Raw genomic sequence first — 19,232 nt, 5'->3', positions numbered from 1 at the left:
ATCAGCCCCCTGCTTTCTTTGCGGTCATGGTGTCCCAGCTTGAGGCGTCCGGCGCTTTACCGAAGCGCGGGTCCCATTTGCCGGTGCGTTTGAGTTCGTCCGCGACTTCCTTGGGCATGTAGGTCTCGTCATGCTTGGCGAGGACTTCGCTGGCCGTGAAGCCACCATCCTTCTGCACGGTGCCGAGAGCAACGACGCTCTGTCCTTCGCGGAACAGGTCGGGGAGGATGCCGGTGTAATGGACTTCGACCGCGGCCTGTCCGTCCGTTACCTGAAAGGCGTTCACGGGCGTGCCGTTTTCGTTGATGCGGTGCAGGCTGCCGGCCATGACCATGCCGCCGAGGCGGATGGTGCGATCGGGTGAGGGCGGACTGGCCTTCACCTGCGAGGGGGCCATGAAGAACACGATGTTGGACGAGAAAGCGCGCAGAGTCAGGGCGGCGGCGGAGCCGACACAGGCCAGACAGGCGATGACGATCCAGAGACGACGGGTCTTGCGGGTCATGATGCTGACCTTTCACGGCGGCGGGCATGGCCTTCGACGGCGGCCAGACGGGCCTTGGACTTCCGAAGGCGCAGGGCGGCACCAACACCGAGGACAAGGGAGCAGCCCAGCGTCAGGGCATAGGAGGCCGCGATGTACGGCCAGTGGTTCGGGAGATGCATCATGCTGCTTGACTGTCCCTGCGATCGAGACGCGAACGGGCCATCATCTGGCGCGCACGGCTTTCATGGATGGCGGCGCTGAGCCGGGTGAAAATGACGGCCGCAACACCGAGCGTAAAGCCGATCGTGCAGATCAGCAGCGGCCAGAGCATCATCATGGACATGGTGGGGGCGCCGGTCAGGGTGATGCTGTCGGGCTGGTGCAGGGTGTTCCACCACTGGACGCTGAACTTGATGATCGGAAGGTCGATGACACCGGCCAGTGCGAGGATCGCGGCGGCGCGCTGGCCGCGGGCGGGCTCATCGAAGGCGCGGATCAGGGCGATATGACCGAGATACAGGAAGAACAGCACCAGCATGGAGGTCAGGCGCGCGTCCCAGACCCACCAGGTGCCCCACATCGGCTCGCCCCACAGTGAGCCGGTAATCAGGCACAAAGCGGCGGCGCAAGCGCCGACGGGTCCGATTTCAATGGCGGCCAGATCGGCCAGCGGGTGGCGCCAGACCAACGAAAGCACGCCGCAGGTTGCAAGCCCGAGGTAACAGGACGATGCCAGCCAGGCCATCGGGACATGCACATACATGATGCGGACGGTGTCGCCCTGCTGCCAGTCGGCCGGGGCGATGAAGAGACCCCAGATCACACCGACCACGAGAAACACGATTGCGCCACCGGTCAGCCAGGGCAGCAGCGTGCGCGCCAGACGCAGGAACTGCCCCGGATTGGCATAGCGATGGAGCAGGTTGGGGGTAGGGCGCACTGGGACACGGACCTCGGCAGAGTGGCAACGCGGCGATGGGTTCCCCGCGAAAGGTTCCCCATTGAAATAGTCCGAAGCAATCATATTCGGAAGAGGCGCGTTGTCCCATTGTTCCGATCACTGTTATCACGTTTCACGGAATTGAGCGCAAAATACCCCAAGGGCGGTTTTGGGACGGCCCTTGGAGCGGCCTTTGTGGCGGGAGTGAGAGATGGCTTTCTGGCTGGTGAAATCGGAACCTGAGGCGTTCTCATGGGCGCAGCAGGTCCAGAATAGTGTCGAGCCGTGGACGGGCGTACGCAACTATCAGGCACGCAACAATCTTGCGGCGATGAAAAACGGCGATCTGGCGTTTTTCTACCATTCCGTCAGCGAGAAGCGGATTGTGGGCGTGGTGGAGGTCGTGCGGGAAGCTTATCCGGACCCGACTGCGGATGATCCGCGCTGGGTCTGTGTGGATGTGAAGGCGATGGGGGCTTTTGGCCGTCCCGTGAGCCTCGCCGAGATCAAGGCCGATCCCGCTCTGGCGGAGATGGCGCTGCTCAAGCAGTCCAGACTGTCCGTGGCGCCGGTAACGGAGGAGGAGTTCCGTCACCTGACGCGGATCGGGGGATGGGTGCGTCTCTCTTAGTGAATGGGCTTAGTGAATGGGAGAGGCATCGCCGTTGACGAGGATGTTCGTCTGGCCGTTGACCGGATGACCGGCATAGCTTGTGGGTGAGTCTTCGTCTTCATAAGGCGACTGTACCGGGGCGTTGAACTTTACCGGCATGCCGAACAGCGTGAAATGGGACGGCAGGTTGTTGGGACCGTTGGTTTTCTGCTGTGCGTTCGGACCGGGCATGCCGACTGGCAGATGAGTCCGCACCCGGTCGCTGTAGCTGGCGAGGGCAGTTTCCGAGTCTTCCACTTCCGTATAGCCGTGCGGCGGAGGCGGTGCGCCTTCATCGGGGAGTGCTGCCGTCTGTGCCGGGGTCAGCGACTTCGCTGGTGCGCCCACGATCTGCCCCGAGGTCGGGCCCATCTGCGGCAGGTTGGCCGTCCCGTGAGAGGCGTGATGGTGACTGTGATTCGGGGCGGCAAAAGCCGGAGAAACGGCCGGAACGAGGAGGCTGGCTGCCAGCGGCGCAGACAGGATCAAGCGCGATAATGCGGTCATTGGTGTAATTCTCCTCACCCCGACGGTGCTCGTCCGGATAGTTGGCCCGGGTAGTCTTCTGGCGTCGATATCCCCATGATGGTGCCATGTTAGGATATGAAACCTGCTATCCGGTAAACGGTTTCGGGTCTTACGAACAGGAGTTTTGATCGTCATGACCTCAGTGAATGACACGCAGCTTCCGACCAGCAATTTCGCCTCGACGGCGCTGGACGGGGATTCCCTTGCACAGCTTCAGTCGGTTCTTGAAAAGGTGGAGCAGGGCCGTGGGGTTCTTGTGCGTCTGGCCGACCTGATGGGCGGCGCGGTCGGGCAGGCCGCGCGACTCGGTATGCAGGGACTCGGGCTGGCGCCATCAGTGCAGGAAAAATTCCACAAGACGGCAGAAGTCGCCATTGAACGGGCGTTCCGTGTGGCTGTTTTGGGTATCGATAATGATGCGCCCGCCCCTCGTGATCCCATGCGGGAGAATCTGGGGCAGGCCGCCGTGGCCGTCTCAGGTGCGCTTGGTGGCTTTGGGGGAATTTTCGGTCTTGCGCCGGATATCGGCTTCACGACGCTGACCATCATGCGCGAAATCGCCCGCATTGCCCGGGAGGAAGGCGAAGACCTGCGCAACGAGGATACGCGCCGGGCCTGTCTGGAAGTCTTCGCGCTGCGGAGTTTTCCGGCGCGTCAGAGCGATGAAGAAGGCGAACTGGGTTTCTTCTCGGCGCGTGCGTTGCTGCGCGGACGGCCCATCGTGATGCTGATGGCAGAAGTGGCGTCGCATTATGGGGTCGGGCTGTCGCGCAAGTTCGCGTTGCAGATGGTGCCGGTGGCGGGTGCGCTCTGCGGGGCGTCGCTCAACACGGCGTTTCTGGCGCATTACCGTGCGTTGGCACGGGCCCATTTCACAATCCGTCGTCTGGAACGCACGCATGGGCTGGCCGTTAAGGAAGCTGCTGCCGACCTGCGTGCAGGGGGAATGGGCACGTCTGAAACATTTTCCTGATTTTCAGGACTTCCCGGAGAAACGCCCATGCCGATCGGTCTTGTCTGGCTTGGATGGACATTGGTGCTGGCGTTCGTTCAGCTTTTGCTGACCGCGGCAGCCTGTCGGCAGCAGGACGGATTGCAATGGGCCACTGGCAACCGTGATGGCGAGCCGCCCCGTTACACCGGAGTGGCAGCCCGTTTGAAACGGGCGCAGGCCAATCTGGCGGAGACTCTGCCGATCTTTATCGGCGCAGTTCTGCTGGCATGGGTGTCGGGCCGTTACAGCCCGCTGACGGGCTGGGGCGCGGGAATGTATTTTCTGACGCGTGCGATCTATATCCCGGCCTATGCTTTTGGCTGGGATATGGTCCGCAGTCTGATCTGGGGCGTTTCGATGGCTGGGTTGCTGCTGGTGCTGATCAGTCTGCTGTAAGTGACGCTTCGGTCATGGACGGGGGCTCGACGCCTTTGCGCATCACCCACAGATCTATGAGCGCTGAAATGACCAGACAGGTCGCACTGACTTTGGCCAGAACCATCAACAGGCCATGTATTTCAGGCATCAGCAGTCGCAAAACGCCGAGAATGACGAGAATGATGGCGTAAATGAAGGCAAGCGGCACGGGTGGTCTCCCTGAAGATGCCCCCCTTTACCATGATCGCTGTGCCCACAGCCATGAATTCGCGTGACGGGGCCGGGGATGCTACGGTTCAGGAAACGGGTAAAGACTGTGTCATCATGGACGAGATAACGCCGGACCTGCTGCTTCAGGCTTATGCATCGGGGATTTTCCCCATGGCCCCAGACGCGGAAAGCACAGAACTGACATGGTATCTGCCAGAAGAGCGCGGAATCATGCCGTTAGACGGAATGTACGTTCCGAAAAAGCTCATGCGTCTCGTGATGTCGGGAAAAATGGCAGTGACGGCGGACCGGGCGTTCGATGACGTCATGCTCGCCTGTGCAGAAGCTGCTCCGGGGCGTGAGACGACATGGATCAGCGCGCGCATTCGCAGCCTTTATGGTGATCTGCACCGTCAGGGAAACGCCCATTCCATCGAAGTCTGGGATAGTGAGGCGCTGGTTGGCGGCCTGTATGGCGTGTCGCTGCGAGGGGCTTTTTTCGGCGAGAGCATGTTTTCGCGGGAACGTGATGCTTCTAAGGTGGCTCTGGTCCATCTTGTCGCAGGGCTGCGACAGGGGCGATACACGCTGCTGGATACGCAATACACCACACCTCATCTGACGGGGCTGGGTGGGATTGGTATTTCGGCGGAGGATTATCAGTCCCTGCTTCATCAGGCGCTGACCGTGCGTGCGGTCTGGCCTGACGATTTCAGCCTTCAGGCCCTGCATGAATCCATTGCGTCCCTGCGTGCGCTTCCCGGGCGCGCGCCTGCCGGAGATCCGCCATGACTGTTTTTACGCGCCCTGTTTTTCCGAGCGCCGTGCCACTCGGCCTGCTTATGGCTGGTCTGTCTGTGATGACACCGGCCCATGCGGACGATCATCCCCGGCTGACGCCGACGCGGGATGTCACGGTTGTGTATGAGCTTTCTACCCCTTCGAGTGCGGCGAAAGGCCGTCCCGATACCGTCAAGGTGGCATTCTCGGGCGCGGGTGACCTGTTGCGGATCGATTCGCAGGACGGCAATGGCGTGACGATTCTTGATCGCCCGGCGCAGCAGGTCACGCTCGTGATGATGAAGCAGCAGGTCTATACGCGCCTTCATCCAAGCCATGGTTTGCACAATCCGTTCATGCTCGATCTGGATATGCAGTACACGGCTGCCGGTCATGACACGGTGGCGGGAGTGGCGTGCGATCGCTGGACCATTCAGAGCAGCCACGGCAAGGCCAGCGCCTGTGTGACACCGGATGGTGTCATTCTGGCTGAAAACGGCGTGGATGCTGACGGCGTGGAAGGCTCCATCAAGGCGCTTTCGGTCTCCTATCAGGACATCCCGTCTTCCACATTCGAGCCGCCGGCAGGATTTCATGTGCTGGAGCCGAAAATGCGTCCGGCCCATCAGAGTCAGGCGGGGAGTGCGACGCCCTCTCCGGTGCCGGAAGCCTCGGGCACAGATATGAAGACGACGACGCACGAAGCCGCGACGTCCGATGTGCCGGATTCAGACACGCCCGTGCTCGGGGACAGGGATACGCCCGCGCCGGCAACAACAACGCCGGGCGCGCATACGACGCTGCTGCCGGGACAGACTGCTCAGCCTGATACGACGCAGCCGTCCGTCTCTAACGATTCTTCGGGAGATGGCTCCGTGTCTGCGCCCGATCAGCCGCCGAGTGGTCCGGCCGATGGAAACCGCAAATGAGAATGATGCTGCTGCGTGCTGTCGGAACAGCGACCTGTCTGTTGACGGGGACTGTTGCTGGAGTTGCCGCCAGAGCGGATGTACCGTCGGCGCCGGTTCAGGCCCAGCCACAGATTGCGGCCCCTCTCGTCACACCATTGCATGATGCCGATATCGATTATGTCCTGACAGGGCCTGCGGGACAGCATCTGCATCAGCGGATGCGCTGGACGTCCGCATTATGGCGCCAGCGGATCGAGCCCGAAGGGTCGGCCACGATCATGCTGACGGATTACCGCTCCCATATTCTGATGGTGCTGGACGGTACGAAGCGTACTGCCACGGTCATGCCCGCGCCGGGTGCAGGCTTTGCGGCCCCCGGAACCCCCGCTGCCGGATCATGGCGCAAAATGGGGCAGGGGCGGATTGCCGGAGAGGCCTGCACGATCTGGGAAAGCACGGACACTGACCGTCACCCGACCACCTTCTGTTACACGGAGGACGGCCTGATGCTGGGGGCGGTTCATGACGGAAAGCCGGTTGTGGAAGCGGTCTCGGTCAGCCGTTCTCCGCAGCCGATCGACGTTTTCGACCCACCGCCGGGCTATCGCCGGGTCGAATCGCCGCACTGAGGGGCGTTCTCCGGGATAGGGCTGCTGTCTGTTACAATTTGTCCGGCTCCTGCCATGATTGACGCCTCTTGCTGCCATTTTCAGCAGGCATGATCTTTTTCATGGACAGAAGAGCCGTTTTGAGAGGCTCTTCTGCTCCACGTGTTTCGAGGAGAAAGATGCCATGCGTCGCATCACACGTGCAGTTCTTATGGCCGCTCCGCTGCTGATCGGTTCCGCAGTTGTCCCGAATGCTATCGTGCCGCAGGCACAGGCTCACTGGCATGGTGGCGGTCCGGGATATGGTCCGGGCTATTATGGTCGCGGCTATGGATATGGCGGCCCCCCGGGCGGTTGGCGCGGTGGTGGCTGGCGTGGCGGGTATCATAACCACTCTGGCGCCATTGTCGGCGGCATTCTGGGCGGGCTGGCTCTTGGAGCTGTCGGCGGTGCTCTTCTGGCGCAGCCTTATGGTCCGCCACCTCCTCCTCCCCCGCCGCAGGTGGTTTATGCTCCGCCGCCGGTCATCTATGCGCCTCCGCCGCCAGTGGTTTACGGACCGCCGCCTGTTGTGATGTATCCGGGATACTGATCCCGGAATACTGAACGGTTTTCGTCCGGTTTGCCTTGATCGGATCGGACGGGTCGGGCAATCATGCCGGTTATGACCGTTTCTTCACAGAATACAGACCTGCAACCGGGTGACCGGGCGCCAGATTTTACGCTTCCCGCTTCTGCCGGACGCACTGTCAGCAGTGCTGCACTGAGCGGGAAGCCCTATCTGCTGTATTTCTACCCGAAAGCCGACACACCCGGCTGTACGACGCAGGCCTGTGGCCTTCAGGAGGTCCTGCCCGCATTCGATGCCGAGGGTCTGACGATCATCGGCGTGAGCCCCGACCCGGTGGCGAAGATTGAAAAATTCGCCACGAAATATGGTCTGAAGTTCCCGCTGGCCTCGGACGAAGACCATACGGTTGCCGAGGCTTACGGAACCTGGGTCGAGAAATCCATGTATGGCCGGACCTACATGGGAATGGAGCGCAGTTCTTTTCTGGTGGATGACCAGGGTGTCATCCGGAACGTGTGGCGCAAGGTAAAACCCGCGACACATGCCGCTCTGGTGGCAGAGGCTTTCCGGAACCTTTCGGAAGCCTGAGGGCTTATACCCCCAACTCTCACGAGGGAGACAGGCCGGAAACGCGCCGATGACCGTCTATGGCCGTCCACGACTTCCCGCGTCCTCCCCGCAGGCGTTTGAATCCGTTTTGTCCAGGCCCGCACATGCCACGACACTGGCATGTGGCGCGCTGGGTTGGTCTGATCTGCGTCACGCCTGTTGCGCTCGTGGCGGCTGCGGGCAGTGTATTCCTGTGGAAACTGGCCCACGGCCCCGTGGAGATCACGCGCGTCTCCCATCTTGTGGAGCCGGTCTCGATTGCGGCGGGCAAACGTCCCGGACATCCGGCTGGTCGGCTGAGCTGGGATAGGCTCTGGATCCAGTGGCAGCCGAGTGCGGGCGGGGTTCCCGCCGGGCTGGTGCTGATGGCGCGCGGGCTGAAAGTCACCCGGTTTGACAATCTGGTGGCGGAACGCGCGACTGAGGCCGACGCTGTTCTTTCCCTGAGTGCGCTGTTTGAAGGCGTGATTGCGCCGCGTACCCTGCGTCTCGAAGGGGCTACGCTTGCTCTGCGTCGTTTGCCTGACGGCGATGTGGACATGGATTTGCCAGAGCAGAAACGCGGTGGCCGGGGCGTGCCAACGCGTCTCGACCGCCTGCGGGCCGTAGATATCCATAACGTCTCCATTACGTTTGCCGGACTTCCACAGGATCGGACCGCCGTGATTGGCGATGTGGACATGAAAGCGCGCCGCATCCGGGTGGCGCCGCATTCACGGGATTTCGTCTGGATTGGGTCCGGGCAGGCCGCGATTGCGCTCGATGGATTCCATACCACTTTGACCGCACAGGCCCGTCAGGTCGGACATAACGGTGTGCTGCATCTGAAGGCGACGCCATTTGAACCGGCTCAGCTTGGGGTCTTCAGTCCACAAGCCGCTTATTGGCATGTTCCGGTATCCATCGGGGCTGACGCGGTGTTCGTGCCGAAAGGGATGGATGCGCTTCCGTCGGAGTTGACGCTGAACGTGTCTGTCGGTGATGGGCAGGTTTTTCAAAAAACCGCTGATCCGATCCATCTTCATGCGGGACAGGCCCGCGTGCGTCTGCGGATGGACCGTCCAGGGCTGAAGGGTGGTGGGCGGCTCGATGTGCCTTCAGCAACGCTGGACGTGGCGGATACCGACGGTGCGCTGACCCATTTGCAGGCTTCGGCCAGTGTCAGGCTGGATAATCTGCTCAAGCCGAATGTGCTGGACGGAGATGCAGAGGCCGGGCTGGATGCGATCCGCTTTGCAACGCTGGGTTCCATCTGGCCGGCCACGATCGTCAAGGGCGGTCGACGCTGGGTTTCAAAGAACGTCACCGACGGGACCGGGCGGGATCTGCACGTCAAAGCCCATCTGCACAGCGATCATGGGCCGGATCAAATCCTGCCGACCTCGGTTGAGGGACAACTGACCGGACATGACCTGACGGTCCACTGGCTGCGTCCTGTCCCTCCCGCGACGGGGCTTGATGCGTCCCTGCATTTCGACGGCCCCGAAACGCTCGTCATTGATCTGAGCCGGGGTGTCCAGCCCACGGATGTGAAGCAAAACGTGCTGCTGCCGGATGGGGAAATCCGGATCGGCAAGCTCTATGACAAAGACCAGACGGGCGATATTTCCGCGCATCTGACGGGGCCTCTGGCGGGGTTCATGTCTGCTCTGGCGCATCCGCGATTGCATCTGCTGTCACGACATCCACTGCCGTTCACGCAGCCAGCAGGCACGGTGGACGCGCATGTCCGCATGACGCTGCCGCTTGTGTCGCATATCCCGGACGGAGCGTTGCATGTCTGGACGCAGGCGGCGTTTTCGGGCGTGCATTTGGGGAATGTCCTGATGGGACATGCGGTGGACGGGGCGTCGGGCAAGATGTCTGCTACCGAAGATGCGCTGGACCTAACGGGTGATGGCCAGCTTGCGGGCATTCCCACGCATATTGTGTTGCATGAAAACTTCCGGAATGGTGCGCCGTCGCGTGTGTTGCAGACGATCGATGCGCGCTCGGTTTTGGACCCGCAGTCCGCGGCAAAAGCCCGGCTTGCCCCGGCAGGACTGTTTGACGGCCATGCGGTGCTGAATGCGCATTTCGTGCAGCAGGCGAACGAGACGTCCGATCTGAAACTGTCGCTGGACATGGCGCAGGCGGCTTTGAGTGTGCCGATCTGGGCCAAGCCGCTGGGTGAGCCTGCGACGGCTATGGTGCATATCGGGTTTCAGGACGGGAAAATGTCCGTTCTGGACGGATTGCAGGCGCATGGAACCGAACTTTCCGTGGCGGGGCGCGGTGTGACGCGTGCGGGCAAGCTGACCGGGATCGTACTGGAAGGCTTCCGTATTGGTCGGACGCAGGGGGATGCACGTATTGCCATGCCGCAGAGTGCGGACCAGCCTGTTGGTGTGACGGTCAATGCGGACCCGCTGGATCTGGCGCCGATGTTCGCGCCGCATCCTCTGGTTGCGGACACGGGATCGCAGGGCGGGAAAAGCGCGTCGATGGGGGATAGCTGGTCCATCTCTCTGAACGCGCCGCATGTCTATTATGGCCCGAAAGCGCAGGTGGGCGGTGTCGTCTCGCAGATCGAACTGCGCAACGGACATCTGACATCGGGGCGCTTTGCACTGGATGCGCCGACGCGGGTGCGGGCTGTTTTGGGCGATACGGGGCGGGAGCATCCGTTCGTTCTGGATATCGATAATCTGGGCCTGCTGCTGCAAAATCTGGGGCTGTATGATCGCATCCGGGGTGGAAAGACGCATCTGGACGGGGTGTTTACGCCGGATGAAACCAGTGTGCGGAAAGTTCCAGAAGGACGCAGCGCAAGATCGGCGGGGCTATGGGGCGGTTTGCCGCCGTTCCGTGGGCATGTGGACATGGGACCGTCCGAATTCCTGCGGCCGCCGCTGACGCTGACGGCGGTGTCCGACCTCTCGCCGTTGCACTGGCTGACCAATCATCTGGACCGGTTTGAAATCACCCATCTGTCCACGCGGCTCAGTCTGGCGGGGAATATGCTGGTGCTGCGTGACGGGGTGATCGGCAATCAGGCGTTAGGGGCCACGATGGAAGGGCCGATTGATCTGAAAACGTCAGGGCTGAACCTTAACGGGACGATCGTGCCGGTTTTCGGGCTGAATGCGCTTCCGGGGAAGCTGCCGGTTCTGGGGCATCTGATGTCCCCCGAGAAGGGCGGCGGGCTGTTGGCGGCGACTTTTGAATTGCATGGAACGGTCGAAAAACCCGATCTGTCGGTTAATCCGCTGTCGATGCTGTTGCCGGGCGTTCTTCGGCGTATTCTGCATTAAGGTTGGGCTTGGGGATTATCCTGACGGGGCGGAAGTCCCATCTCTGATCGAGAAGTCGAAGAACATTTCGGGGAGCGCAGGACGCCAGTGACGGATATGACAGATCTTTTCGGCGGTGCTCCCGAAGCAAAGCGTCCGTCCGGATATGCGCCGCAATCTGCACGGCAGGAGCGTTCGGTCGAAGCGCCGCAGGTACAGCGTCGGCCGCCCTCGCGCACCCAACCTCTGGCGGACCGTCTTCGTCCAAAGCGGCTGGAGGATGTGCGGGGGCAGGATCATCTGCTCGGCCCTGAGGGCACACTGACGCGAATGCTGGCGCGGGGCACGCTGTCCAGTCTGATCCTGTGGGGCGGTCCGGGCTGTGGCAAGACGACGATCGCGCGTCTTCTGGCCGGACGTGCTGGGCTGTTTTACTCCCAGATTTCGGCAGTCTTTTCCGGCGTGGCGGATCTGCGCCGGGCGTTTGAGGAAGCGGATCAGAAACAGTCGGCGACGGGCAAGGGCACGCTGTTGTTCGTGGACGAAATCCATCGCTTCAACCGCGCGCAGCAGGATGGGTTTCTGCCGTATGTCGAGCGCGGGACGGTGGTTCTGGTCGGGGCGACCACGGAGAACCCGTCCTTTGCGCTGAATGCGGCGCTGCTCTCGCGATGTCAGGTTCTGGTGCTGAACCGGCTGGATGATGCGAGCCTTGAGAGCCTGTTGGAACATGCGGAAGAGGAGGTCGGTCGTCCACTGCCGCTCGACCCGGAAGCGCGGGCCAGTCTGCGCGCCATGGCGGATGGGGACGGGCGGTATCTGCTGAATATGGTCGAGCAGCTTGTGGCGCTTGATCCGTCGCAGGTGCTGACGCCGCGCGATCTGGCGGCAATCCTGTCGCGCCGGGCCATCCTGTATGATCGGGACCGGGAAGAGCACTACAATCTCATTTCCGCGCTGCACAAATCGCTGCGCGGCAGTGATCCGGATGCGGCGTTGTACTGGTTCGCGCGGATGCTGGAGGGCGGAGAAGATCCGCGCTACATTGCCCGTCGCCTGACTCGCTTTGCGGCCGAGGATGTGGGGCAGGCCGATCCGTCCGCGTTGCCGATGGCTGTGGCGGGGTGGCAGACTTATGAACGGCTGGGCTCTCCGGAAGGAGAACTGGCGCTGGCGCAGGTCGTGGTGCATCTGGCGACTGCGCCGAAATCGAATGCGGTTTATACGGCCTATAAGGCAGCCCGTGCTCTGGCGCGCGATACGGGCAGTCTGATGCCGCCCTCCCATATCCTGAACGCGCCGACGTCCCTGATGAAGGATATCGGATACGGCAAGGGCTACGAATACGACCACGACAGCGAGGGCGGATTTTCGGGCCAGAATTACTTTCCGGAAGGGATGCCCAGAGCGTCTCTTTACCATCCCACGGACCGCGGACATGAGGGGCGTATCAGAAAACTTCTGGACATGCGGGCCGCCAAGAGGGCATCCCGCGAACCATGACAGTTACCAACCGCATTGTGACCGAGGATGAGGCCGATATTCGCCTCGACCGCTGGTTCAGACGTCACTACCCCAATCTGACGCAGGGCGCGCTCCAGAAGCTGTGCCGCAAGGGACAGATCCGCGTGGAGGGAGGGCGTGTTCAGACCAATACGCGCCTGATCCCCGGACAGACCGTCCGCATCCCGCCGCTGCCGGATGTGGACAAGCCCGCGCCCCTGCCGCCGCCGGACCCGATGCTGGAGCGCGAGATCCGCAAGATGGTGATTTACGAGGACGAGCATCTGCTGGTTCTCGACAAGCCGTCGGGTCTTGCGACGCAGGGCGGTCCGGGCATTCTCAAGCATGTGGACATGATGCTGGACGGCCTGCGGCCTGAGGGCGGCGATCGTCCGCGTCTGGTACATCGTATCGACCGTGACACGTCTGGCATTCTGCTGATCGCGCGGACGCCGGGTGTGGCGGCCAAGCTTGCAGCCGCGTTTCGTGGACGCGATGTGGAAAAAACATACTGGGCTGTGGTTGTCGGGCGGCCATCGCCGGAATCCGGCATCATCGATCAGCCTCTGGCCAAGATCGGCGCAGGTGGCGCGGCGCTGGTGATCGCGGCGTCACGCGATGAGGAAGACGCGGCTTCGGCCAAGACGGATTATGCGACGCTTGATGCGGCCGGAAAGAAGCTGAGCTGGCTGAAGCTGTCTCCGCTGACGGGCCGGACGCATCAGTTGCGTGTGCATACCGAATCCATCGGTACGCCGATCCTTGGCGATCCGCGTTACGGCGGAAAGGCTGCACATCCGGAGGGCTTTATCGACCGCCTGCATCTTCATGCGCGTCAGCTTGATATTCCCCACCCCGCCGGTGGGCGTTTGATCGTGACGGCCCCTTTGCCGCCGCATATGCGCGAGACATTCCGGACGCTGGGCTTTGTGCCGGGTGAGACGCCCGCGCCCAAACGTGTTCGTGGAGGCAGCAGCAGCGCAAAGGGCCGGGGGCCTGCGAAATGAAGAAGCTCACCGGCGGTCTGATTGCCGTCATCGTTGCTTTTGTCGGTGTGAGTGTGGCCACGCATGTCCTGATCGATCAGGACGCGTTGCGTGAGCGCGTGGCCGTGGCGCTTCGGCATCAGACAGGGCTTTCGATGCAGGTCCGTCATTCGTCGGTGCAGCTTCTGCCTTGGCCCGCCTTTGAGGCGTCCGACGTTGTGCTGACGCGCGATGGGCAAACGCCGCTTCTCAAGGCTCACACGATCCATGCGGGGATTGCCATTTTCGCCCTGCTGCACCGTGAGGTGCGGTTTCAGGACGTTGTGATCGAGAAGGCGACGGTCAATCTTGTGCGCGGTCTGGACGGACAGGCCAACTGGTCCCTGACGCCGGACCGTGAGGACGAAGACGCCTCTCTACCGGTGAAGACACGGAGCGGCCAGCGGATCCAGGCGCACTGGGATCTGTCGCTCGATGGGTTGCATGTCACGCAGACCGCCGTGTTCTGGAACGATCGCCTGACTCATACGAGCGGATCGTTTGGGCTGGATTCGCTGGACCTGGCGGGGCTGCGCAGTCCCAGCCCGTGGATCAGCCTTCAGGGACATCATGCCGGGACGCCCTTCACCCTTAAGGGGCATGTCGGCAACCTGTCACAACTTCAGGGAACTCAACCCTGGGCGTTCAGTATCGGTACGACGCTGGGTGAGGGCGACAGGCGCGACTGGTTAAATCTGGACGGGCGGATCGGCAATCCATCCCGGATTGAAAACGTGCTGCTGACGGTACAGGGCGAGTGGCCCAACCTTCAGGACGCGCATCGTCTGTTCCCGCACGCCAATCTGCCGGATGTTCCGGCATTGGGTGGAGAGGTCGCGCTTCAGGGCAGTCCGGGGTCATTGAGCGGTCTGGATGGAATTACGCTACTGCATCGCCTTGTGGACACGATGACGCCAACGCGCCTTCACCTGCATGCCGGTTCTGTCGTGCTCAGGCAGGGGGCGATTCAGAATCTTCATCTCGATTCCGCTGGACCGGATGCGGCGCTGACGGTTACGGCGGATACGCAGTGGCGCGATACGGCGTGGCATGTGGAAGCTGGAGCCGGGACGATGCAGCAGGCGGTTGCTGCATGGCGAAACGGCCTGCAGACCGCAGTGCCGCTGACGGCGGAACTACGTAGCCAGACCATGCTCCTCTCTGGTGCGCTGGCCCTCAATGGGCAGGACAAGGCGCGTGTCGCCGTTTCGGGGACGATCGGTGCGGAGAACGGACATCTGGTGGCGGAAGGCAGTGGCAAGACACTCCATCTGCCCGGTGCGCTTCTGCATGATGTAAGCCTGCATGCTACGCTGGAGACGCATGACCGCGAGATTATTTCGCTCGACGGGTTGACCGTCGGCAGTCAGGAGCTGGCTCTGGATGGGGCGCTCAAGGTGGTTCTGGGACAGGATGTGCCGCCGGTCGTGAGCGGAAACATTCATGCCGCAAAAATGGATCTGGACGTGCTCAAAGGGCTCTGGCTTGAACCCGAGCCTCCGGCAGCGGTGGTTCCGACTGCAACACCCGTTATGCCGCAGAGTGGTAAGACTGTTCCGGCGCAGGAGGAGCATCCTGCCGCAGTGCCGAGTGCTCCGGACCTGACGCCCTCTTGGGTCAAACGACTGCGGGCGCAGGATGTGAACCTGCATCTGACAGCCGATCACGTCGTGTTTGCGGGGCGGGACTATACCGATCTGGCGACGCGAGTGACGCTGTCAGGCGGTCATCTGCGTCTGGACCCGATTTCCGGGCAGGCGCAGGGTCTGGCGCTTTCAGGAATGGCGGAACTGGATGCCAGTGTGCTGCCTGTTTCGGGAAACGTGACGTTCCAGCCGCTTATTTTGCCAGCCGGTTTGCTGGAGACGCGTCTTGGAATGCCGCTTCTGCTTCAGGGGCCTGTGCAGGTCGTGGGGCATCTCTCGGCCAAGGGCAACAGTGCTGACGAACTGAGGCAGTCACTGGAGGGCCATCTGGGCCTGTCGATGGTGGATGGTCAGGTGCAGAGTGCGTTGCTCGGACAGATGGCGGGGTCTGCGGCCAGCGTGGTCCTCGGAAAAGGCGATCGCTCGCTGCGGTGTCTGGGGCTGCATATGACTATTGCAAACGATACGGCGCATATCGACACGCTGGGGCTTCAGTCAGGGCGTTTCGCCGTCTCCGGAAGTGGCACGGTCGGTCTTGGAGCGCAGGTTCTGGATCTGCGCCTTTTGCCGGTTGTGGATTTTGAAGGTACGGGTGCGTCCACGCCGGTTGTACTGACCGGAACGCTGGCGGCCCCGCATGTCGCGCAGGACCGGGACGCGGGCGGGAATTTTCATGTCACGATCGGCGGAGACGGCAATGCCGCTGATCCGTGCACGGCACCTCTCGCTGCTGCACGTGAAGGACAGCCCGGTCCGACGCCTGCGGCGATCAAGCCCCATCATTCGAAGGCCGGGGATATCCTTCGGGCTCTGGGAGTTCTGCATTGAGCGGGCACAAGCGTTTCTGGAAAGCTGTTTCAGTAGTATCTGAGGGCGGCCTGTTCGAGCCGCGTCTGGATGGACGACCGATCCGTCTGCCACAGGGCTGGGTTCTGGCCGTCCGGTCGTCTGCTCTGGCTGAGGCCATTGCGGGAGAGTGGGGAGGGATTGCGGAAAGTGCGTCTTTCACGCCGGACGCTCTGCCCCTGACCCGGATTGCCGGGACGATGATCGAGCGGATCGCGCCTGATCCGCAGGCCGCACGGGATATGCTGCTCGGACTCGGGGTGGATGACGGGCTCTGTTATTGTGAAGACGGGATCGGGCCGGTTGCGAAGCAGGTTTTCGCCTGGCTTTCGGGTTACGGGATCCACCCGAGTGTAACAGATGGTCTCATGCCAGTAGCGCAGTCGGACGGATATCTGGACGCTCTGGCGCAGCTACTGGCCGTGCGGGATGATCTGGAGCTTGCGGTTCTGGGCGTTCTGGCGCAGGCGACGGGCAGCCTGCTTTTGTCGCTTGCCGTCGTGGGCGGGGCCGTCAGCCTTGTGGATGCGGTTCTCTGGGCCAATAATGATGAAAAATCCCAGCTTACGACATGGGGACAGGATGATGAACTCGTCCGCACCATGGAAAATCGCGAGAAGGATATTCTCGATTCGGGACTGTTCCTGACATTGGGGCGCAAGGTTTCGATCTGAGAAGAAAATGCCCTGAATGGGGCATGATCTTGCCATATTCGGGGATCATTGAAGGCCCTGCCATGTGACAGAACGAGATGATTGGTGACTCGCCCCGACCGGGGATCGGGCGCTATCCCCGGATCTGTCGAACACTGTCAGAGTCGAGGAAGTTATGTCTGTATCCGTTCGTAGGCCCCTGCTGCGTCACATGGGTACCCGTGTTGTGAAGACCTGCTCCATCGGAGCCTGGCTCTTTCTGGCTGCGACACCGCTGATTGTTGTGGTCTGCGCCATTCACGGCTGATTTTCTGGTAATTCAGTCAATGAAGAAGCCCGGTCTCTCATGACAGAGGCCGGGCTTTTTATATGGCAGCATGGGACGCCTGTTCAGCGCCCGCGCCTCAGAAGTGGTTCGGGAAGAACCGGTGGCGTGCTGTCTGGAAATGTCAGCCAGTTATACCAGATTTCGTAGGTTCTGTTTTCGGTCAGTCGCGTTGCGCAGCCCACTGCCATGAGGCCTCTGATCGTTCCATCGGACCATGCGCTGTAAATAGCGTTGCATTCTTCTTTCCGAAATTTTTTCCATTCGGTTTGCGCCTGCCGGAAATGGGCCAGTGTCTGAACAGGTGCAGTGCCGGTCTGCATCTTATGAATGGCAGCTTGCGTATACCGCTCGAGTTCCGCTTCTGCCTTTGAAAGATGCAAGCTTTCGCAGGCTTCGTTATCCCGAGTGCTGCTTCCGTCGCAGGGGGAGGCCGCCAGAGCCGGGCGAAGCAGTAGCGCCGTTGTGAAGCAGCAGGCGAAGAGATAGCGAAATTTCATCGATGGTTTCCAGCATCCGTGAGTGAGCGGGACGAACGGTCAGGCTTCCCCGTTATCCGGGACCATGATGCTGACGGTCGCGGTGGCTGCGATGCCTTCTTCGCGGCCCGTAAAGCCCAGGCGTTCCGATGTCGTGGCCTTGACCGAGATCCGGCTGACGCTGACCTTCAGCAGATCGGCCAGACGGTTGCGCATAGCTTCGGCGTGCGGGCCGATCTTGGGGCGTTCGCAGATCAGCGTGACGTCTGCGTTCACGAGGAAGCCGCCCCGCTCACGGATGCGCTCGCCGGCGTGGATCAGGAAGCGGGCCGAGTCCATGTCCTTCCATTCATCGTCCGAAGGCGGGAAGTGGCGGCCGATATCGCCTTCGGCCAGCGCGCCGTAAATGGCGTCGCACAGCGTGTGGATGCCCACATCGGCGTCGGAATGTCCGGCGAGGCCCTTGGTATGGGGTACCTCGATGCCGCACAGGATCAGCTTGCGGCCTTCCTCGAAGGCATGGACGTCATAGCCCAGTCCGACGCGGGGCAGCAGGTTCCGGTCAATCACACCTTCAAGACGCATCAGGTCCTCCGCAACAGTCAGTTTGATATTGTCTTCCGACCCTTGAACGATCGCCACCGGATGGCCAGCCTGTTCGAGCAGGGCGGCATCGTCGGTGCGGGCATCGCGCAGGGTGCGGTGAAGTTCGAGCAGGGTGCCGAAGCGGAAACCCTGCGGGGTCTGGGCGCGCCACAACCCGTCACGCGGGACGGTATCGACGATGATGCCGTCGGCGGCCTTCTTGATTGTGTCGATGACGGCGACGGCCGGGATCACGCCCTCATGGGTTTTCAGGGCGTTGATGACGTTCTGCACCACCTCTGCGGGGACGCAGGGGCGGGCGCCGTCATGGACCAGCACCAGATCGGGCGGTTCGGGCAGGGCTGCGAGGGCTTCAAGACCGTTGCGCACGCTGTCATGGCGTTCCGCGCCGCCGTTGACGGGCGGCAGAACGTCCAGCCCTTTCAGGCTGTCAGCCAGCAGAGGATCGTCCCCGACCGGCAGCACCACGTCCACATGCGGCAGGAGGGCTTCGGCGGCTCTGCGGATGACGGGTTTGCCCCGCAGCATCCGGAACTGCTTGGAAGAATTGTCCCCGTTTTGTGAGGACGCATCGAAGCGCCGGCCACGACCGGCAGCGAGAAGAAGGGCAGCGATACGCATGGGGGAGGAATGGGCCGGGACGGCAGAGACGTCAAGCTCGCGCGGCTGCCCGCGCCGTTCTCCGCATTGTTCCCTAAGGCTACCCGGCACGGCCTGTCAGTGGATCAGTGTGCTGTCGTGGGGGCTGTCGAGACTGAACACGGGGATGCTGACGTCAAAGCGATGGCCCGAACGTGGCTCCAGCATATGGTAGGTGCCGTGCATAAAGCCTGAGGGCGTGGTCAGCATGGCGCCAGACGTATAGTCGAACTGTTCCTGCGGGCCGATCACGGGCTGTTCGCCCACAACGCCATCACCATGAACATGTTCCTTGCGGCCTAATCCATCCACGATTTCCCAGGAGCGGGACAGAAGCTGGAAGGTGTCCTTCCGCTCGTTCTCGATGCTGATGTGATAGGCCCACGCATATTGGTGGTCTTCGGGGTGGGACTGGTCGTCCAGCCAGAAGGTCCGGACCGTGACCGTCACGTCGTCCGTGGTTTTGCTGAAGCAGGGCGCAGTTTCCATGGCTTCAGCGAGCGCTGTTTCGGGATCGGCATGGAGAAGGGGATGGGATGACTTGTCAGGCATAAGACCATTGTAAAGCCA

22 protein-coding genes are annotated in these 19,232 nt (G+C 61.9%); 14 read left to right on the top strand and 8 right to left on the bottom strand.

Features of this window, described 5'->3' with window-relative positions:
- Position 1 precedes the first annotated feature (1 nt).
- Genes ccmE through ABDK74_RS05445 form a run of 3 tightly spaced genes read right to left on the bottom strand, consistent with a single transcriptional unit; the run spans position 2 to position 1,427 of the window.
- On the bottom strand, positions 2 to 505 hold the full coding sequence (gene ccmE / locus ABDK74_RS05455; RefSeq protein WP_062030116.1) for a cytochrome c maturation protein CcmE: 504 nt from the start codon (positions 503 to 505) through the stop codon (positions 2 to 4).
- A complete protein-coding gene (locus ABDK74_RS05450) occupies positions 502 to 669 on the bottom strand; it encodes a hypothetical protein (RefSeq protein WP_167315815.1) in 168 nt (55 codons plus the stop codon). Before ABDK74_RS05450 ends, ccmE begins: the two co-directional genes overlap by 4 nt.
- The gene (locus tag ABDK74_RS05445) at positions 666 to 1,427 is read right to left on the bottom strand and encodes a heme ABC transporter permease (RefSeq protein WP_099285589.1); all 762 of its coding nucleotides are present in this window, start codon (positions 1,425 to 1,427) and stop codon (positions 666 to 668) included. The genes ABDK74_RS05450 and ABDK74_RS05445 overlap by 4 nt, the downstream gene beginning before the upstream one ends.
- A 211-nt stretch (positions 1,428 to 1,638) precedes the next feature.
- Here ABDK74_RS05445 and ABDK74_RS05440 point away from each other — a divergent pair, with 211 nt between their 5' ends.
- Positions 1,639 to 2,058 (top strand): EVE domain-containing protein, encoded by a 420-nt coding sequence (locus tag ABDK74_RS05440; RefSeq protein WP_346003019.1) that lies wholly within the window; start codon positions 1,639 to 1,641, stop codon positions 2,056 to 2,058.
- Positions 2,059 to 2,067: 9 nt separating this feature from the next.
- Here the strand turns inward: ABDK74_RS05440 and ABDK74_RS05435 are convergent, their stop codons facing one another.
- Entirely contained in the window at positions 2,068 to 2,586 is a 519-nt protein-coding gene (locus tag ABDK74_RS05435; protein ID WP_194254216.1) for a hypothetical protein, read from the bottom strand.
- Positions 2,587 to 2,740: 154 nt separating this feature from the next.
- On the opposite strand from ABDK74_RS05435, the gene ABDK74_RS05430 reads away from it, so the two are divergent.
- A complete protein-coding gene (locus tag ABDK74_RS05430; protein WP_346003018.1) occupies positions 2,741 to 3,580 on the top strand; it encodes an EcsC family protein in 840 nt (279 codons plus the stop codon).
- A 27-nt stretch (positions 3,581 to 3,607) separates the two neighbouring features.
- Entirely contained in the window at positions 3,608 to 3,997 is a 390-nt protein-coding gene (locus tag ABDK74_RS05425; protein WP_346003017.1) for an MAPEG family protein, read from the top strand.
- Here the strand turns inward: ABDK74_RS05425 and ABDK74_RS05420 are convergent.
- Positions 3,984 to 4,187, bottom strand: coding sequence for a hypothetical protein (locus ABDK74_RS05420; RefSeq protein WP_194254219.1), 204 nt, complete (start codon positions 4,185 to 4,187; stop codon positions 3,984 to 3,986). The two genes, ABDK74_RS05425 and ABDK74_RS05420, sit on opposite strands and share 14 nt — an antisense overlap.
- A gap of 116 nt (positions 4,188 to 4,303) precedes the next feature.
- Between ABDK74_RS05420 and aat the strand changes: the two genes are divergently transcribed.
- The 11 genes from aat to ABDK74_RS05365 all read left to right on the top strand — a co-directional run bounded on the left by aat (position 4,304) and on the right by ABDK74_RS05365 (position 16,920).
- The gene (aat, locus tag ABDK74_RS05415; RefSeq protein ID WP_346004167.1) at positions 4,304 to 4,981 is read left to right on the top strand and encodes a leucyl/phenylalanyl-tRNA--protein transferase; all 678 of its coding nucleotides are present in this window, start codon (positions 4,304 to 4,306) and stop codon (positions 4,979 to 4,981) included.
- On the top strand, positions 4,978 to 5,898 hold the full coding sequence (locus ABDK74_RS05410; RefSeq protein WP_346003016.1) for a hypothetical protein: 921 nt from the start codon (positions 4,978 to 4,980) through the stop codon (positions 5,896 to 5,898). The genes aat and ABDK74_RS05410 overlap by 4 nt, the downstream gene beginning before the upstream one ends.
- Positions 5,895 to 6,509: a hypothetical protein gene (locus tag ABDK74_RS05405; protein ID WP_346003015.1), complete on the top strand. Its 615-nt coding sequence runs from the start codon at positions 5,895 to 5,897 to the stop codon at positions 6,507 to 6,509. The genes ABDK74_RS05410 and ABDK74_RS05405 overlap by 4 nt, the downstream gene beginning before the upstream one ends.
- 163 nt (positions 6,510 to 6,672) lie before the next feature.
- Positions 6,673 to 7,080, top strand: coding sequence for a hypothetical protein (locus ABDK74_RS05400; RefSeq protein WP_346003014.1), 408 nt, complete (start codon positions 6,673 to 6,675; stop codon positions 7,078 to 7,080).
- A gap of 63 nt (positions 7,081 to 7,143) precedes the next feature.
- A complete protein-coding gene (gene bcp, locus ABDK74_RS05395; RefSeq protein WP_346003013.1) occupies positions 7,144 to 7,647 on the top strand; it encodes a thioredoxin-dependent thiol peroxidase in 504 nt (167 codons plus the stop codon).
- Between the two features lie 125 nt (positions 7,648 to 7,772).
- Complete coding sequence (locus ABDK74_RS05390) at positions 7,773 to 10,961, top strand: AsmA-like C-terminal region-containing protein (RefSeq protein WP_346003012.1); 3,189 nt, start codon at positions 7,773 to 7,775, stop codon at positions 10,959 to 10,961.
- A gap of 96 nt (positions 10,962 to 11,057) precedes the next feature.
- Positions 11,058 to 12,443, top strand: coding sequence for a replication-associated recombination protein A (locus ABDK74_RS05385; protein ID WP_346003011.1), 1,386 nt, complete (start codon positions 11,058 to 11,060; stop codon positions 12,441 to 12,443).
- Positions 12,440 to 13,450, top strand: coding sequence for an RluA family pseudouridine synthase (locus ABDK74_RS05380; RefSeq protein ID WP_194254226.1), 1,011 nt, complete (start codon positions 12,440 to 12,442; stop codon positions 13,448 to 13,450). Before ABDK74_RS05385 ends, ABDK74_RS05380 begins: the two co-directional genes overlap by 4 nt.
- On the top strand, positions 13,447 to 15,942 hold the full coding sequence (locus ABDK74_RS05375; protein WP_346003010.1) for an AsmA family protein: 2,496 nt from the start codon (positions 13,447 to 13,449) through the stop codon (positions 15,940 to 15,942). The genes ABDK74_RS05380 and ABDK74_RS05375 overlap by 4 nt, the downstream gene beginning before the upstream one ends.
- Positions 15,939 to 16,634 carry an ATP12 family protein gene (locus tag ABDK74_RS05370; RefSeq protein WP_346003009.1) on the top strand — a complete coding sequence of 232 codons (696 nt, stop codon included), beginning with the start codon at positions 15,939 to 15,941 and terminating at the stop codon, positions 16,632 to 16,634. The genes ABDK74_RS05375 and ABDK74_RS05370 overlap by 4 nt, the downstream gene beginning before the upstream one ends.
- 154 nt (positions 16,635 to 16,788) lie before the next feature.
- Entirely contained in the window at positions 16,789 to 16,920 is a 132-nt protein-coding gene (locus ABDK74_RS05365; RefSeq protein WP_255314061.1) for a hypothetical protein, read from the top strand.
- Positions 16,921 to 17,003: 83 nt separating this feature from the next.
- Here the strand turns inward: ABDK74_RS05365 and ABDK74_RS05360 are convergent, their stop codons facing one another.
- The 3 genes from ABDK74_RS05360 to apaG all read right to left on the bottom strand — a co-directional run bounded on the left by ABDK74_RS05360 (position 17,004) and on the right by apaG (position 19,214).
- On the bottom strand, positions 17,004 to 17,438 hold the full coding sequence (locus tag ABDK74_RS05360) for a lysozyme inhibitor LprI family protein (protein WP_346003008.1): 435 nt from the start codon (positions 17,436 to 17,438) through the stop codon (positions 17,004 to 17,006).
- A gap of 39 nt (positions 17,439 to 17,477) precedes the next feature.
- Positions 17,478 to 18,644: a bifunctional 2-C-methyl-D-erythritol 4-phosphate cytidylyltransferase/2-C-methyl-D-erythritol 2,4-cyclodiphosphate synthase gene (locus ABDK74_RS05355; RefSeq protein WP_346004166.1), complete on the bottom strand. Its 1,167-nt coding sequence runs from the start codon at positions 18,642 to 18,644 to the stop codon at positions 17,478 to 17,480.
- A 96-nt stretch (positions 18,645 to 18,740) separates the two neighbouring features.
- On the bottom strand, positions 18,741 to 19,214 hold the full coding sequence (gene apaG, locus ABDK74_RS05350) for a Co2+/Mg2+ efflux protein ApaG (protein WP_194254230.1): 474 nt from the start codon (positions 19,212 to 19,214) through the stop codon (positions 18,741 to 18,743).
- Positions 19,215 to 19,232 lie beyond the last annotated feature (18 nt).

Source organism: Gluconobacter sp. OJB (assembly GCF_039638275.1).
Lineage (GTDB): Bacteria > Pseudomonadota > Alphaproteobacteria > Acetobacterales > Acetobacteraceae > Gluconobacter > Gluconobacter cerevisiae.
The sequence above is the reverse complement of the archived record's forward strand: the minus strand, read 5'-3'. Positions and strand labels throughout refer to the sequence as shown.